This is a genomic window from Bacillus sp. 7884-1 (assembly GCF_002272245.1).
Taxonomy (GTDB): Bacteria; Bacillota; Bacilli; order Bacillales; family Cytobacillaceae; genus Neobacillus.
This window is the reverse complement of sequence record NZ_NPDD01000212.1, coordinates 1-18171: the sequence shown is the minus strand read 5'-3', so window position 1 is coordinate 18171 and position 18171 is coordinate 1. Positions and strand designations below refer to the sequence as shown.

The following is an 18171-nucleotide window of genomic DNA, read 5'->3' as shown; positions in this document are numbered from 1 at the left end:
ATTATACCGCCCATTCCTGACTTATGTATAATACAATGAAATCAAAATATAAAAACTGCTTCTTATAAAGGTTTAATTAACCCATGCTAAAATAATGTCGAATGAAATAACAATTTATTGCGGACAAACATGCGGACAAACTAGATATATTCGGTGGTAGCCAACAATCTGCCACCCTACAGCAAGTTGAGTACTACTCTCATTATTTGCTTATTAAATAGCAATCATAAAAACCCTAGAAACTGCGTTATATCAACGCTTCTAGGATTTTTTGTTTTTTTCCTTGCTTTGTAGAATTTTATATTCTCACCCAAAGAAATGGAGGGGCTTTTGGGGGAAGTTTTAACAAAATTATTCAAGTGGACAACCGTATACTGCTTTGTAAAAATCCTAACTAACAATAGTCACCGCAGGAGTTTTTAGCAACGAAATGAAAAAAGAAAACGACCTGGTAATATATAGGCCTTAATATCGATGTTCAGTGAAGGGATCGAATTTTGTGACCTCAACCTTGTCAAGGTTGTATAGTGAATCAGGTTATGACAGAAATTGTTTAAAAACACCGATAAAAAAGGATTCTATTTTTCCTTTGTATGATTTATTCAAATGTAATTGGTGGCAAAATGTCTGGTTTAGCCACCATTCTGCCACCAATTCCTCAACGTTTCACCACTCATTTTCTTTCGTCGTTCGTTCTATCTACACTATTAAACCCACCAACACTCATACAACCCTAAAAAGGTTATTTTGCTGTGGCTTAAGTTTGGTTTAAAGAATTCTACTGATGTAAATAAATTAAAGTGAATTTTTAACTTTCATTATTGATAGTGACAAGGACAGGATTGGCATACAACTGCGTAACTATAAATTATTTGGCTTGGTAGTATGTAAAAATGTTTAAGAGGTGACATATTTGTACTCAAGGATCGTTCATGTGTTTTCATTAGGGGGATAATTGTAGCACCTTACCTTTTTTATGGATATAATTTATAAAAATTTCTATAAACCATAAAAAACCACCAGCAAAGCTGGTGGCCAATGATACTCTATCAAATTTTGCTTAACCTAATGGTTTAATGTAATCTTCCAATACCTTCCCTTTATATCTTGTTACCGGTTGTTTATTGACACTAGCATCAGGGTTTACCATCAGATAGTTTTTCTTTACATACTGAAGATCTTTCGTATCTACGATACCATCAAAATTGATATCTGCAGCTCGATCGTTTGTATTAAGCTTTTCAGTAATATAAACTGCATCAAGGATATCGATGACATTATCATTGTTAACGTCTCCGGCTCTCATTGTTGCGTAGTAGAAATACTTAAGTTTACCAGCGTCCATTCCATCGTATGCATCTACCATTTCATCTACCTTTACATGTCTCTCAAAGTGTCCAGGTATTTTAATAACGATTTCATAGGACTGATCTAGTAATGGAAGATTCGGTACTGAGAATCTTGCAGCACTGTTGATGGTTGCATCATAACGTTTACCATCAGTACCGCCAATGATATACACCTCTGCTCCTACCTTTGAAAAGTCCATCTTAGGGTCTAGCCAGATTGAATAACTAGGGATAAAGCCATCTGGCAGGAATCCACCTTCAAGAATGGAGTAGGTTGGAATGATATTGATTCCTTGACCAAATTTGTTGTTAATCGTCATTTGTGGTTGACCTAAAATATTTGCTTTGGCAGTTTGGATACCAAATTGTTGAATCCATTTTGTGTAAAGAGCTGGTTTATCCTTCACTTTGAAAGTGAGGGTAGCAACAGGTATATTGGCATTGATTCCAGTTGTAGGTGTAGCACCATCTAAACTTGTAGTTAGTTTAAGCCAATTGTTCGATGTATCGGTTGGTTGATCTTGCGCTGTAAGGTTAGCCGTTAGTCCCAATGACTTTGCTGCATTTACATATTCACTGTTTAATTCCACGCCTTGATATTCAAATACTTGATTAGGGTAAGTGATGGTAAATTCTCCACCTATAAGATTTTTAATATTGTGCTCACTTAAAGTCACTTTAACTGTATCACCGTATTTAGCATTATTCTTATCAGTAGTTAACTTTAAGTAAGGAAGGCCCTTTTTAACCAATGTATAAGTAAAATCAGGGTGACTTTGCATGCCGTTCGTTGCAATATCTTGGGTTTGAAGGGTCATTGTTGAAAAATTCTTCTCAGCTTGAATGGTTCTTGTGTATTCAAAATTCCCTTTACTGTCAACGACCAATGGAACGTTACCGATTGGGTTTGAAGCACCGGTAACTTTCACTTTATTGGTAGATTGGTCAACATTATCACCGTTTTTATTCAATAGATCAACGGTAGCATCATAAATATTTCCACTGATTTTTAGACCAGTATCATCCACTTCATAGACTCCACCAGGTGTATTCATTTTTAAAGTTGGAAGTGTGTTATCAATAACGATTTGTTGAGACTTTTTAAACACATTTCCCTCTTCGTTTGTTCCCACTACTTCAATCTCGTATCTTCCAGGTGACGCAAGTGATTTTGTAATATGAACTGGCTGGTCTTCATTTCCTGTAAATGGGAAGTAAAGTCCATTAAAGCCAGCTTCCAACCCAAAAGTCAAACCTTCATTAAAACCACCTGTTGAAGAGGCAATTAATCCTAATGCTTCTCCAGTATCTGCATTTTTTAAGACAATATCAAGAGTCTCCATACGACTACTTAAAGAGAATGCAATTTGAGTAGATCCGATAATTGGAAAAGGTAAATCTCTTCTTGTATTAAAGGCCTTAGTCGTTAGGATTACATCCTTTATTCCTTCTTTCATTTTATTTAATCCAAAAGGAATTTGATAAACTTCATTTCTATCTTCCTTATTCGTAAAGTAGATGTATCCTTCATATAAGCCTAACTCAGCAGTTGCTGGAACGATAAGCTTTGGCTTAATTTTAGAAGAAGAATTTGAGTTAACAGTCATTTCAGACGGCATATCCAAGGAAACACCATTCTTTTCTGCATCATTGGAATACGTTGCTATCTGATTGAATTGAACCTTAACATCAAATACTTTATCTTTATTTGAATGGTTATCAATCTCAATCGTCTTTTTATCTTGATAATTTTTATCTGTTGATATGATAGGACCAAAGCTCATATCCCCACTTTTTTCCGGAATAAAGGCCTTTTCACCATTTTCGTCTAATGTTGGTGCTTCATCCTTAACACCAATTTCGATTGAAGAATAGATAGCTTCATCCGCATCAATTCTTCCTGCTCCTTTTTCAAATACACTATAGGAACCGTCTAAGTCATCTGCTGTATTCATAAGAGCTAACTTAACTTGCTCTGGTGTATAATCAGGATGGGCTTGTAAAATCAAGGCAGCAGATCCTGCAACATGAGGTGCAGCCATTGAAGTACCATCAAATCTAGCATACGCATGTTCATAATCATCTTTATGCGCTACTCCGTTATAATACGCTGGGATTGAAGAGAATACTGCAACACCTGGCGCTGTGACTTCAGGCTTAATGTCATAATATCTTCTTGCTGGCCCTCTTGAACTAAAGTCCGCTAATTTATCCCCTGGCATCGTATAAGTGCCAAACTCATTAATCGTGAGGTTAACAGCACCGTTCTTCAACATATTGACCAGTTGAGTACCCTGCTCATTTAGAAGATTAAAGGTTGGGATGAAGTCAAAGTTGTTTCCAAAATAGTAAGGAATATATGTCTCACCTGGAATATTATTGAACATCATAACAGCCTTGGCACCATTTGCCTTTGCGTTTTTAATTTTTACATTTAAAGTTAAATCCCCACGTTCTATTAGGACAATTCTGTCCTTCACATTTTTACCAGAATAACTTGCAGGGTCTCCCTTTCCAACAAAAACGATAGGAAGATTAGATCCTTTTAGTGTATTTAAATCTGAATAATCTGTAGCCAAAATTCTCATTTCATTTAAATTAATGCTTTCATTTGCGGAATTGGCAACGCCGTTACCTGTTTCAATTGTTGTAGGAGAACTGCTTGCACCAACTGTTATGCCAAGTGCTGATGAAGCTGGGCTACCAATCGTATAGTGAGTGGATCCAGCATTACCTGCAGCTAGAATACAAACTGTTCCTGCTAAAGTTGCATTATTAACAGCAACCGACAATGGGTCAAGTGGGTTGGCGACAGGTGCTCCTAATGATAAGTTAATAACATCCATCTTATCTTCTACAGCTTTATCAATCCCTGCAAGAATGGCATTCGTTGATCCTGAACCATATGGTCCAAGAACCTTATAACCATAAAGCTCCACTTCTGGAGCAACACCCGTTATGGCGAAATTAGATTGATTTTTACCAGTACCAGCGATAATACCTGATACGTGTGTTCCATGGGCAGTGTACCATGCTGATTGCGTTGTAACATTAAATTCAGGTTGTCCAGATTTTTTCCAATCATCATATGTTGATTCCATAGGATCTGAATCGTTGTTAACTAAATCATAGCCACCTTTAAAAACATCCTTTAGGTCTGGATGAGTATAATCGATACCTGTATCAATGACACCAACCTTAATACCCTTTCCAGTGATGCCTTCTTGGCGCAATTTTTCAGCACCAATTTGTTCTATATTATTTAATTTTATGGATGAGTTGTTTGTAGGTTCACCTTCTTGTTCAACGATCGGTTCGACTGTAACTTCCTTATCTTCATAAACAGCTTTTACTGTATCTAAGGTTAAAAGTTCCTTTACCTGATTGGCTGATAGAGTCATAGCAACTCCATTAAAAGCATGTTTGTATTCTCTATTGATTGCTGCTGATGTATTTAATTTTGAATGTCCATTTACCTGTTCCTTAAATTTCTTATGAGATTCATCCACAATTTTAAGAGACTCATCGCGAGAAGCCTTAGCTCCATTCGCTTGCTTTATCTTAAAATCTATTTCAGATGGTTCTTGTTTAAACTGCACGATAATATTGATCGGATTATCTTCGTTCAAGTTAACTTCAGGTGAGATCTTAAGCCCTTCGAAGTTAGACTCTTGGATACTGTTAATTCTTTCTCTGTCCGCGTTGGAGATGTTTTTTATGTAACTGTCTATATCCTTAATGCTAGCATTCGATTCTGTAGAATTTGTCTCTGCGTAAGATTTTTGCCCTGGGATTAAACTAGTTGTAAATAGACTTGTGGTTAACACCCCTGCGGCCATTACATTCATCATTTTTTTGTTTCTACTTTTCCTCATCATACTTCTCCTTAACAAACTTAATTTAGTAGTTTTATATGTTTGCAAAAATGTTACTTTGAAGTACTGGATTACTAACCTTCACATTTAAAACCAATTAACCTTATTATTGATGGAATTTTCAGACAAAACTACTTAATCTACATTATAGTTATGTTATAAGTTGAAGTCTATTGGGGGAATAGGAAATGAAGTTTACTTGCATTTTTTTACATATACTGACAAAATTAAAAATTTTAATGTTATATTTTGTAACATTAATTAGAAAGAAAGAATAATATCAATATATTTAGTGTGTTAAAGGGAAATTTTCATCATCTAATTCGGGGGAATATTACAATTTCACTTGAAAATAGCATTTTAATTTATACCTAACTTCATTTTTTACACTTCTCTTTATCCTGAGCACACAAAAAAAGGCGAGTTTCCTCCCCTTACAAATATTTATTGGATTTAATTTACTTCAAACAGAACTAAACATACAAAAAATCCTAACACCATTTAGATATTAGGATTTTTGATTATGTTCTGAGAGGGATTCGAACCCCCGACCCCATCCCTGTCAATGGAAGTAAAGTGAATCTGATTATAACAGTTTTGTTATGGAATGCCTGATTTAATAAGTTACAGTTTCCATATAGTTTGGTTAAAGCTGATTAAATTGGTGGCAGGATGTTGGATTTTGCCACCAACGTGCCACCCGTTCACCGCAATTTAAAAGGTATTGCCGAACGTGGCTATACGTAATATCTTCAACGTTACCACTTCGTTCTCAATGCAATAATTAATAAACTTACCTAAAAGCATTTCATAATTTTTGATATTCGTTTTAGTCGTGTTCTTGAAACGTCTGTCATCCAAAAAGTCTTGATAAGCAAATTTTAACAACAAAAAAACCACTCCCTAATTATTATAGGAAGTGGTTATTGCTATCGATTGTTTACATGACTACTTCTCAAAATGGGTGAAAAATAGCCTTAACTATTTCTCATATTGAGTGCATGCAATAGGCTTAAAACCTACATCATGCCGCCAATATGGTGAGAGTGTGTAATATCTTTAACGGTGTATGCAAAAAGTGCGGTATATTAAGGTTTTGCTGAATCTGAGGTGTAACATCTTTAACAGGAATTTACCGTTTTTCACTGGAATGCGTTTGCAAAATGTTAGCAATTATTAGTTGAAATTTATTAAATCCCTTTTTATTAAATCATTTTTTATATTGATAAAATAGACTATAAGAGATTCTTATCCACTTGTACCCATTTTAATAAAATGTTTTGACACTTGCCGAAAATAACTTCCAAAAAGGGATCAGTCCCCCGTTGAATTAAAGCATAACTCACTGGGGGACTGACCCTATAATTAAATTTGAGCTGTAACTGGTGCTTTTACCCATTGGTTTTCAATTGGGATTCCTGCGTCTTTTATTGTTCTAAAGACCGGGCAACGTAAATCGACAGCTACTTGCATTTCATTGATTCTTTCTTGTGATTCCGATGTTTCAACAACCGCTTTTACAACTACCTTCTCAAAATATGGTTTTACTTCTAAATTACCCATTAAACCGCTAATATCAAGTTCACCTTCTACGTCAAATGAGATTCCTTGAAAGTCAAAGTCCATTTCCTTCGCAATGATTTGTGCCATTACGTTTTCACAACCGATAAGTGATGCTAAAAATGCTGAAAGTGGGTCAATGGCAGAATCCTTCCCGCCCATTGCAACCGGTTCATCAATGGCAATTTTATGCTTACCTGCCACTGAATCTGTTCTCATTTCACTTCCGATTCCTTCCACCCTCACCTTAATTTGTTGTCCCATACTTCTCATTCCTCCTAGGATTTAACGGTCACCATTTCTCTTAATTTTTTTGCAGCTTCAACCATAGCTTTTAATTTCTCAAAGGCAATTTCATCACTATTCATTGGACGCTGGGCAAAGGTTCCAAAACCACAATCTGGATTTAAAAAGATTTTATCATCAGGTACTATCGGTCTTATCTCTTCTACTCGTGCGACAATATCCTCAACAGATTCAATATCAACGGTTCTAGGATTAATGACGCCAAACCCTATGGTTTTTCCCTCAATACTGCGAATAGCATCAATTTCTCCCGCTCTAGGTGTCGCGTATTCAAGTGCTAATTGATCAACATTTACTTTTTCAAGATAAGGAATTAATGGAAAATAAGGGCCCTGCAGCAGGATTTCATCCTGTGTGCTCCAGTTCCCACGGCAAATATGAACGCCAATGCTTGTTCCTCTTCCAAGCATTCCATCTGTAACTTGATTGATTAAATCTAAGGCAAACACTAACTCCTCTTCAGCATCAGCTTTTGCTGTAAGTGCTCCGCACATGAATGTCCGATTAGCATTCTTTTTCGTAAACACAACTTCTGTTAGAACAGGCTCATCAAATTGAACAAATTCAACTCCAGCTGCAATCAGGTCCTCTAATTCTTCACGCAGTATACGAACAATATCTATCGACAAATCCTCTTTTGTTGGATAAGCATCGCTTGATAGACCTTCCACCCACATCGATCTTGTTAGCAAATAAGGTCCGGGTAAGGTCACTTTAACCGCTTTGTCTGTATGTTGTTTTAAAAAGAGAAAGTCATTTAATGCCAGTGGTTTTTTACGGCTGATCTTGCCGGTTGCAGCAGGATTAGACATTGAAAAAGCAGGAACATCTAATGTTCCCAGAATCTCCTCAAAACTTGATTTATCCTCTACATAATCTAGTAATTCGGAAACACTAAGCATGCGAACATTATTCAAATGTTCAGCGACAAAAGAAATATAATTATCCCGGCGCTGTTCACCATCGGAAACAATATCGATGCCTGCTTCCTCCTGCCATTTTAGGCATTGTAAAACCGCCTGATTTGCAACAACCTGGAATTCTTCCTCACTTATTCGCCCCGCCCGTTTATCACGCAAAGCTCTCTGTACTTCTTTCGAGCGCGGCCAACTACCGATGACAGTAGTTGGAAATTTCGATAATACCATGTAAACGACCTCCTCAATATACAATCATAAATTGTATATTGATATTGATTGATTGTTTAAGAGTTTGATAGATTGGAGAACGTTCAAGCGTTTTGTTCCAAAGCTTTTCTAAATCTTCATCTGATTGAGGGGACGAGACATAAAAAGTCCCTGTAACTTCCTTAACTTTTGGGCTGCCCACATCCTCCATTTCCAGATGAAATAAAACATTATCCAATCCAGCCTTTAAGGAAACTTCTAATTGGTCGATTTCTAGATTTCTTCTTGATGCAAGTGCCTTGAAACCTACCGTTAGATCTGAAGCAAGTGCCCCAAGTAAGTAATCTATTGCGCTAGGGGCAGCAACTTTAGAACTAAAATCAGCAGGTTTTCCGACAACAAAAGTATGGTTTCTGGAATGAACTTTTGCAGATAAAGTACTTTCACCTTGTACACGAACATTCCATTTATATCCTTTCGCAGCTTCTAAGTCTGCCCCTAATTCTTCTTGTCGGGCACCTTTTCTGATAAAGTATCTTGTCGTATGATCCCCGGGTTCTGAACCTAGAAACTCATGATTAACCATCCTGCACCAAGCTGGCAAATCATCAGCAACCGTCCGCTCACGACTGCGAACCTCTAGTACTTCCCCATCTAATAGGGGATCCATTGCCTTTTTTATGATTAACAATAGACCTGAACCACAATCTAAGTCTCCACCATCACAAACTGCCTTTGGACTCTCCATAAAGTCACCTTTTCCTCAGCAAATATGGTTGCTGTAATGATTAATAGGTTATAGAAGCAGCGCCTAGAGTTAAGAATTCAACCACTTTCGCGCCACCAACAATCGTAGCTCCTTCAATTAAGTCTTCTTCATTAAAATGACGTTTTTTGAAACATGGGCTGCATACCCAAACACTTCCACCGGCTTCAATAAATTGGTCCATAAGTTGTTTTAAGGGAGCAAATCCTTCTTCATGAATATCTTCAGCATAGCCTTTCGACCCAAGGTAAGCGCCTTCAACGTTTAAAAAGACAACCGTTTCTTGACCTGATGCAACAGCAGCATTTGCAACAACAAAACCTACGGTCGCTTTATCTGGATCATTTTTTGCATTTGTTAAACTAACTAAGAATTTTCCTGACATTATATTTCCTCCTAATAATTCATTGATATTTAAAAGACTAAATCAGCCTTTTTTAATAAAGTAATGACTAATTTTCCCATTATCGTCCCGCTGCAATAGATGATGTTTTTGCAATCGACACCATGCAGGTATATCTTCTCGTGCACCAAGGTCATATGAGATAACCTCAATAATTTCTCCACTATTCATCTTTTTCATTGTTAGAAACAAATTCATAATTAACTCCCCACAGCCTGTTGGACCCGCATCATATGTCAATATTGGTATATATTGCTGTCCCATCTTTTTCGTTCCCTTCCAATATAGTAATCCTATAAACTATTTGTTTTTTTAACCTTCTCAATTATTATAGGTTAGTTATTTTTTCAAAATAAACGTTTATTATCGATAAACCGAATAATATTCAATCTATTATATAGATACAAATGTTGCAAAGGCTGATACAACAGCACACAATGGACCGCTCCCTAAACATAGGGTGCAGTCCTTAATTGTGAACATTTTTTTACAATTACTGGTTCTCAAAATGATTGAACTATTTCTCGTGCATTAGGCTTCGTATTATAACCACTTTCTCTAAATCAAATGCTTATTTATATGTCACAAAAAAATGAAAAAAGAGGCTTCCCAAAAAGTTCAAAGAACTCATGGAAAACCTCTAATTCAGAGTATAAAATGGGCTAAAACCCTATTCAATATAGGGATTCAAGCGGGCAGATTACATCATGCCGCCCCTAAGGTGAGAGTGTGTAATATCTTTTACGGTGTGTGCAGAAAGTGCGGTTTATCAGGGTTTTGCCAAATTTTATCTGTAACATCTTTCACCTGATATTACCGTTTTTCACTGGATTGCGTTAGCAAAATGTTAGCATTTTATATAAGTCTTATTAATTTACTAAGGTAATTGAATTCCAGGTTTTAGTTTTTGTTAGTAAACTTTTCACGAGTTAATTTGGGAACAAATAACGATAAAAAGAAGGAACGGGATAAACTAAATAAGACAAACGCTATCCATAATCCATGATTTTGATATTGAGGTACAAACAACCAAAGCGCAATTAAAAAGACCATCAATGCTAAAGCAATGGAATCCCTGATAGATTTTGCCTCAGTAGCACCAGAAAAAATTCCTTCTAGCTGTAAACCCCAGAATCCAAAGATTGGAAACACAAGCATCCACACTAGGTAATCCTTTGACATAGCTTTTACGTCTGTAATTGTCGTGAATAAGGAGACGATATTTTCACCAAAAGTAAATATACTTAAACTCAAAAGAATTGCCGAGGCTAATCCCCACTGAGCTGAAAGAGTAAACGCACGCTTATAAAGGAACTGATTTGCTCCACCTATAGCTCTGCCAACTATGATACTAGAAGCATTCGCAAAACCACCAAATAAATAAGCGATTATATAGTGAATTTGTAGTAGGATGGCATTGGCCGCTAACGTCACTTCACCCATACTTGCACCTTTAGAAGTAAAAATCACGGTCATCGTAAGCAAACAGACAGTCCTCAGGAATAAATCCCGGTTCATTTTCATCATCTTTTTAATGGGTTTTGTTTCTATCAACATCGATAACTTTATACCGACTAGTCTCTCTTTATTCGTCAAATATAGAAGCCATGCCCCTAATACAACAGCACTAACCTCAGCTATAAGAGTAGCGTAAGCAACACCCTTAACTCCCATTCCTAATCCTAAAACAAAAACAAGGTCTAATATAATGTTTAAGACATTCATCCATATTTGAGTAGTCAAAGCTAAGCGAACCTTTCCCATCCCAATAAGCCAACCAATCATGACATAGCTTAGTAGAATAAACGGTGCTCCCCAAATTCGAATAGAAAAATAAGTGGAAGCAACGGATAATACAGCTTCACTTCCTCCAATGAATGTTAAGGCAATTGCTAGAATGGGATCTTGCAAAAGGATAAAAATTAATCCAAACAATATAGCTAATATCATTGGCCTAAGAAAATATAGTATTATTTCACTTTGATTATTTGCTCCTTGCGCCTGAGAAGTAAATCCACTTGTACTCACTCGAAGAAATCCTAGTAGCCAGTACATCGTATTAAAAATAACGGCACCAACAGCTACTCCACCAATTGAAGCCGGATTAGGAATTCTCCCAACGACTGCTGTATCAACAGCCCCTAAAATTGGTGTTGAAATGCCTGATACAATGAGTGGAATGGCCAACACTAAATACTCTCTATGGCTATAAAATGTAGTGTTATTTGAGACCATTGAATCTGTTGCCAATTTCATAAATTCCTCCTACTTTATGTGTAACTTAATCGATTGAAGCTATTTGAATTAGGGCATTCACATTGATACTACAACCTGAGCAAATTTTAATCATTTGAAACCTTAACCAAATAAGTAGTAAGAGGTTAATAACCTATTAAAGTATAATTTCTTTCATAATGTAGAAAAAGACAGGTTCCCCTGTCCTTGCGTATACATCATCCTATATTCTTACATTTTAAAAGGTCTTGGTCGCACGTATTACACCTGCTTTTTGCCCCAGGAATATAGTAACGGAATTTTTCCTTTTGAATGTTTTTGGAGCCGTCTTTAGCAACATATTTTATGTTTATTTTATCTGACTTTACGATTATTTAAATGTCCACTTTTGCTAACCCAGTTTCACCTTCGTTGCAAGTGTACGAAAACGTGGGTGTTCAGCAAGGATGGAGTCTCTTAATCGTTTAACTATAGGGTGTTTGGAGGAAAAAAATTGGTCTTTTGAATCGTAAAGCTCTATCAATTCTCCTTTTTCAAGGACACCAATTTGATCAGATATCGAAAAAGCTGCTTTAATATCATGTGTGATAAAAAGATAGGATAAACCGAAATCATCCTTTAATTCACTTAATAATTTTAAGATTAAGCTTTGTGTAACCATATCTAAACTACTTACTGATTCGTCAAGGACGATTAACTTCGGTTTAAGAGCAATTGCTCTAGCAATATTTATCCTTTGCAATTGTCCACCACTAAATTGATGAGGGTATTTTTTTAAATCCCTTTCACTTAAGCCTACTCTTTCTAATAGCTCTATAACCCTTCTTCTTTTTTCTCCTACAGATAGCCTTTCAAAGTTCTCTAATGGCTCGCTAATAATTCGTTCGGCTGTCATTCGGGGATTAACAGCGGAATATGAGTCCTGAAATACAACTTGGAGATCACGGCGTATTTTTTGTTGGGTAGCTTTATTTAAATTGTAAATGTCATGTCCTTGAAACAAAACCTGACCTTGCTGTGGGCGTTGAATCCCGAGAATTACTTTTCCTAAGGTACTTTTACCAGCTCCGCTGGTACCAATTAACCCCAAACATGTCCCTTCTTCAATAGCAAAGGAAATCTCATTAAGAATATTAGTTGTTTGATCATTCCCTTTAAAAAGCCTTTTAGAATTATAGCTAAAGTTTACTTGTTTTACCTGTAATAAGCTCAATGGCTTCACCCCTTGGGAATTTCGTTTTGCCCGTTACAACATATAGCTATAGGGTTGTTTTTGAGAATATAAGGTCGGTCTTGTCCTTAACAGCTTCTTCGTGTACTCATGTTGTGGATTATCAAATAATTCTAAAACGTTTGCTGTTTCTACTATTCTCCCATGTCGCATTACGATTACATCATCAGCCAATTCAGAAATAACCCCAAGGTCATGAGAAATGAGTAGAATAGATGTTCCATACTCAGAACGAATCTTATCTAATAGACGCAGTACTAATGATTGACTATGAAGATCAAGGGCTGTAGTGGGCTCATCTGCAATAATAACAGCTGGCTGCAGGCAGGCAGCTATGGCAATCATCACCCGTTGCAGCATACCACCACTTAATTGGAAAGGATAGTTTTTCAGCAATTTAGCCGGATCCGGCAGGTTAACACTTTCCATCACACCAATCGCAAGCTCCTTTGCTTGCTTTTTGTTTAGTCCTGTATGAGATTGAATGGTTTCAATAAATTGATGACCAATCGTAAACACGGGAGTAAAAGCATTCATCGGATTCTGCATGATAAAAGCAATATCCTTACCGCGAATTTTCCGCATTTCTTTATTTGATAGACCATTCAATTCCCTGCCTTGCAGTGTAATACTTCCTCTAATATCCACATTTTTCTTATCATGGAGCTGGAGGATCGACATACTTGTAACCGTTTTTCCACAGCCGCTTTCCCCGACAAGACCTAAGATCTTGCCCTTTTTTATTTCAAATGAAATAGCCTGAACGAGTGTGGCAGAGCCGTCATTGGTTCTAACTTGCACATGTAAATCTTTTACCTTTAAAATGTCTTCCATTTTCAACAGTCCTTTTTCATTAGCGGCGTTTAACCCCAAAACGTTCTGATAGTGATTCACCTAATAAATTAAAGGTAACAACAACTAGCATAATCATGAAACCCGGATAGATCATTAAGGCTGGATGTGTTCGGATATAGGACTTTCCCTCATGAATCATCGCCCCCCACTCTGGTGTAGGAGGCTGCACACCCAAGCCTAAAAAGGACATGGAGGATAAGTTCATAATCGCCCAACCCATTTCTAATGTTCCCATTACAGCGAGTGATGGAAGAACGTTAGGAATAATATGTTTTTTCATGATGGTCCATGTAGACGAACCACTGATTTTAGCAGCCGTAATATAGTTCTGTTCTTTCAAGCTTAGAACCATCCCTCGAATGACCCTGGCGTAATAAACCCATTGTACGAGAATTAATCCTAAAATCACCTGCTTCAGACCGGCTCCCCAAATGCCCACAAAACCAAGAACAAACAAAAGGCTTGGGATTGCCATTAGTCCATCACCCAGTCTCATTAACAATTGATCAACCCAGCCGCCCTTATACCCAGCAACGATCCCGATAATCAAACCAATACTTAGTGCCGAAACAAAGATGAGCATAGCAAACCCTAGCGAAATTCGTGCCCCATAAAGGATACGCGAAAACGTACAGCGACCTAGATGATCTGTTCCTAACGGATAGTCCCATGAAGGCTGCTGTAGCTTATGCGCTAAATTGACAGCAATCGGATCATTCGGTGCAATCCACGGGGCAAAAAGGGTAATTAAGAATAAAACCCCCAATATGCTTGAACAAATGACAATCACTTTTTGACTTTTTAATCGATCACGAAGCTTTGCTTTCATCGGTATTGCCTTCCTCTTCTAGAAATACGTGGGTCAATATACATTTGGATCAGGTCGACTAGTAAGTTGCTAATAAGGAATATTCCTGCTGCCAATAGCACGTAGCCTTGAATAACAGGAACATCACGGTTAAAAACAGCCTCAATAAAAAAACGCCCAAACCCTGGCCATGAAAAGACTGCCTCTACAATGATCGCTCCTGTCATTAAGTTCCCAAGATTCATTCCAAGCCCGGTAATCATCGGGGAAATGGCAATTCTTAATACATGCTTCCCCATGATGATTTTTTCATGAACCCCTCTCGTCCGCGCAAAAAGTACATAAGACTCTTGTAAATTCTCAAGAACACTTGCCCGTAATAGTCGGGTATAGAGTGCGATTAACGGGAAAGCCAGTGTAACGGAAGGTAAAACCAAATGCTTCCACGTTCCAATCCCTTCTACTGGGAGAAGGTCTAGTTTTACAGAAAAGAAAAATATCAATAAGTACCCAAGCCAAAAGGATGGGATGGATGCCCCTATAAAAGAGAGGAATCGACTTAAATGGTCCATTCCACTGTTCTTCTTTATACCTGCTAAAAAACCAATCGGAACACTTACTAGGATAGCAATCAAGAGACTGCCGATCGTCAACTGAATAGTAGCTGGTAAACGAGCGGAAATCTCCTGCCATACGGGTTTATTGGTAACATATGATATGCCAAAATCAAATTGCCCTACTTTTATTAGGGAATTTACATATTGAATAAAGAGAGGCTGATCTAAGCCAAACTCATGTCTTTTTTGTTCCAACATTTCATCTGTCGCTTGGATATGTGCAGCAGCAAAATATGCCTCAGCTGGGTCCACTGGCGATAGGTTGATCATGCCAAATGTTAGTAAAGTGGCCAAAAGAAAGATTGGAACAATGGTGATGATTCGTTTCAAGACATAAGTACCCATGTAAAACTCCCCTGTCGCTTACTTCTTCTTACTTATTCCTGTAAATGGATGTTCATCCCGGTTAGCAGGGAATGTAAAATTAGAAACATCCTTTTGATAGATAGCTATTTTCTTAATATACGAAATTGGTACAATTGCACCTTGTTCTTGTAGTGAACCTAAAATCTCCGTGTAAAGTTGTTGACGCTCGTTTTCATCCGTTGTTTTTTGAACCTCAGCTATTTGGTTCAGTACCTCTTCTTTGTTAGGATAAGATGAAATTGCTTCTCTAAATCCAAATCCTTCTGTGACCATCATGTTTACGAAAGTATGCGGATCATACGGAGCACCAAAGTTACTATAGAAATTCATATCGAACTCATTTGCTTTGAATCTTTCGACTTGAGTGGTAAGCTCAACTCCGGCAATATTTAATTTTACACCTAAGCCCGCCCATTCAGACTGTAATGTTTCAGCCATTGTTTTTTGGATTACTTCAGCAGAGTTATACATTAACTCAATTTCTAGTGGTTTTCCATCTTTTTCACGAATATCTTTCCCTTTTGGCAGCTTCCAGCCAGCTTCGTCCAATAATTGTTTCGCTTTTTCAACATTATACTCGATTGTATCTGCTTTCACATTAGAAGTATAAGGGAAGTTGGTTGGTAAGATATAGTCAGCCTTCTCCTCTAAACCAGATGTCACACCCTCAACCATCGCTGATTTATTAAAGCCGTAATGTAGGGCTTGACGAACACGTACATCTGAAAGCTGTTCTTTGTTCGTATTCATTACCAGTTGTCTAGTAGCGACTGGTTCAGAAATGCTAGTTCCATATGAACTTGTTGATTCTAGTTGTTTAAAAGAATCGATACTAATTACACCCTCACCATAAATAAGGTCTAATTCCCCCTTTTCGAAAGCAAGGATGCGAGTTTCAGCATCAGGAATGATTTTCACTTTAATTTTCTTTATATTTGGGACTTCTCCCCAATAATGATCGTTTCTTTTAAAAACCGCATATTCATCTACTTTATATTCATCTAATACCCATGGACCTGTCCCAACTGGCTTTACTACACCTTTCGAGGTGTCACCATCTTCAGGGAAACCTGCCTCCCCAAGGAATCGGACTGGACGTACGACCGCTAATTCCTGAATAGTAGGGTAATAAGGTTCTTTTAAGGTTAATTTAAAGGTATACTCATCGACAGCCTCAGTTTGGTCGATCTTCGAAATAAATCCTAACCAACTGTGTGTTGCTGCATTTTTTAAAATCGCATCAAAGTTCTTTTTCACAATCTCTGCATTAAAAACTGTACCATCTGTAAATTTCACACCTTGACGTATGTTGAACAAATATTCCTTCCCATCTTCGGAAATCTTCCATGACTCTGCCAAATGTGGTTTTAACTCTCCACCCTCTTGGTAGCTGACTAAAGGTTCATACACCATAGATTGGGCAAATAATTGAGACGGGTTATAGATATGAGGATTCATTTCACCTATATCTCTTGGCCAAGCAAAGGTAACCATACTTTCCGTTTCTTTATTGCTAGATTTAGAGTTTTCTCTTTCTACTGAACCGCCTGAACAGCCAAGTAAAGCCATCGATACTATCAGAACCCATACAGCCATAAGCAAAAGTCGTTTCTTGTTTTTAGGGTTAAACATCGTAAGTTGATCCTCCTAAGTGATAATGATAACTATTATCAATAGTAGAATCCCAAACGCTAATTGTCAATAAAGATTCAGATATTTCACAAAGTATTCAAGTTATTAATGGTATTATAAGATGTGATATAAGCTCTACTAATCCAAAGTTATACACCTTAAGAAAGACTTCTATTTTGCAATAATTGCATTAACTACTGTGAATAATTAAAGGACCACACATATTAGACATATCTAAAATGTATGGTCCTATATATTCCAAAAATTATTTACTTGAATTTATTTTTCACGCCTCAAGAAAGAAGTATATTAAAGCGTTGTAAGGAGTACCCTCTAGAGAAACAATACTTAAAGACTGACTCGACCATTCAGATGAATAGATAACCAAAAATGTCTATCTGGGCACGTAACGTAAGAAATGAAAAAAGAAGCCTCTCAAAAATTCGCTGAACTCATGAGAAGCCTCTTTTATTTTTCAATGTGTTAGCATTTTGTTATCAAATCACTCAAAACCCTCTATATATCAAAGGCTGAAAGGCTTGATTACATCATGCCGCCCATTCATGACTATATATAATAGAAGGAAATCAAAAGTAAAAAATGGCTACTAAATCAAGGTTTTAGTAAACCTGTGTTAAATAATGTTCTATGAAATAAAAATTCACTGCGGACAAACATGCGGACATTCTCGGTTGTAATGGTGGCAGTCTTATTGGTTCTACCAATAAGCATTTGATAATTATATTAATATTACCTTTTATTTTTTCTTCACTGGATAAAAGTGAGGCTTATTTAATAAAAGGCAATACAATCATTGAGTTCTACTCACGTTAATTGATTTGCTTATTAAACAGCAATTATAAAAACCCTAGAAGCGTTGATATAACGGAATTTCTAGGATTTTTTATTTTTTCTCTGCTTTGTGAATTTTATATTCTCCCCCAAAGATTGGGGGGCTTTTGGGGGAAGTATTAACAAAATTATTCAAGTGGACAGATGTATACTGCTTTGTAAAAATCCTACTAACAATAGTTACCGCTC

At 36.9% G+C, this 18171-nt stretch carries 13 protein-coding genes; all 13 read right to left on the bottom strand.

Going from position 1 to position 18171, the window contains the following annotated elements:
- Positions 1–1060 precede the first annotated feature (1060 nt).
- On the bottom strand, positions 1061–5224 hold the full coding sequence (locus CHI06_RS23190) for a S8 family serine peptidase (RefSeq protein WP_179292746.1): 4164 nt from the start codon (positions 5222–5224) through the stop codon (positions 1061–1063).
- Positions 5225–5938: 714 nt separating this feature from the next.
- Positions 5939–6115 (bottom strand): hypothetical protein, encoded by a 177-nt coding sequence (locus tag CHI06_RS29995; RefSeq protein WP_179292745.1) that lies wholly within the window; start codon positions 6113–6115, stop codon positions 5939–5941.
- A gap of 474 nt (positions 6116–6589) precedes the next feature.
- Positions 6590–7048 carry an OsmC family protein gene (locus tag CHI06_RS23185; protein WP_095250934.1) on the bottom strand — a complete coding sequence of 153 codons (459 nt, stop codon included), beginning with the start codon at positions 7046–7048 and terminating at the stop codon, positions 6590–6592.
- A 14-nt stretch (positions 7049–7062) separates the two neighbouring features.
- Positions 7063–8238 carry a cobalamin-independent methionine synthase II family protein gene (locus CHI06_RS23180; protein WP_095250933.1) on the bottom strand — a complete coding sequence of 392 codons (1176 nt, stop codon included), beginning with the start codon at positions 8236–8238 and terminating at the stop codon, positions 7063–7065.
- Between the two features lie 13 nt (positions 8239–8251).
- The gene (locus CHI06_RS23175; protein ID WP_095250932.1) at positions 8252–8965 is read right to left on the bottom strand and encodes a sulfurtransferase TusA family protein; all 714 of its coding nucleotides are present in this window, start codon (positions 8963–8965) and stop codon (positions 8252–8254) included.
- Positions 8966–9005: 40 nt separating this feature from the next.
- Positions 9006–9368, bottom strand: a complete 363-nt coding sequence (locus tag CHI06_RS23170; RefSeq protein WP_095250931.1) for a DsrE family protein — start codon at positions 9366–9368, stop codon at positions 9006–9008.
- Between the two features lie 42 nt (positions 9369–9410).
- Positions 9411–9650 (bottom strand): sulfurtransferase TusA family protein, encoded by a 240-nt coding sequence (locus tag CHI06_RS23165; RefSeq protein WP_095250930.1) that lies wholly within the window; start codon positions 9648–9650, stop codon positions 9411–9413.
- A gap of 636 nt (positions 9651–10286) precedes the next feature.
- Positions 10287–11642 carry an MATE family efflux transporter gene (locus CHI06_RS23160; RefSeq protein WP_257009421.1) on the bottom strand — a complete coding sequence of 452 codons (1356 nt, stop codon included), beginning with the start codon at positions 11640–11642 and terminating at the stop codon, positions 10287–10289.
- A 370-nt stretch (positions 11643–12012) separates the two neighbouring features.
- Positions 12013–12834: a nickel import ATP-binding protein NikE gene (nikE, locus tag CHI06_RS23155; protein WP_095250929.1), complete on the bottom strand. Its 822-nt coding sequence runs from the start codon at positions 12832–12834 to the stop codon at positions 12013–12015.
- Between the two features lie 33 nt (positions 12835–12867).
- The gene (gene nikD, locus CHI06_RS23150) at positions 12868–13686 is read right to left on the bottom strand and encodes a nickel import ATP-binding protein NikD (protein ID WP_095250928.1); all 819 of its coding nucleotides are present in this window, start codon (positions 13684–13686) and stop codon (positions 12868–12870) included.
- Between the two features lie 19 nt (positions 13687–13705).
- Entirely contained in the window at positions 13706–14536 is an 831-nt protein-coding gene (gene nikC, locus CHI06_RS23145; RefSeq protein WP_095250927.1) for a nickel ABC transporter permease subunit NikC, read from the bottom strand.
- Positions 14533–15477 (bottom strand): nickel ABC transporter permease subunit NikB, encoded by a 945-nt coding sequence (gene nikB, locus CHI06_RS23140; protein WP_095250926.1) that lies wholly within the window; start codon positions 15475–15477, stop codon positions 14533–14535. The genes nikC and nikB overlap by 4 nt, the downstream gene beginning before the upstream one ends.
- Positions 15478–15495: 18 nt before the next feature.
- Entirely contained in the window at positions 15496–17130 is a 1635-nt protein-coding gene (gene nikA / locus CHI06_RS23135) for a nickel ABC transporter substrate-binding protein (RefSeq protein ID WP_095250925.1), read from the bottom strand.
- Positions 17131–18171 lie beyond the last annotated feature (1041 nt).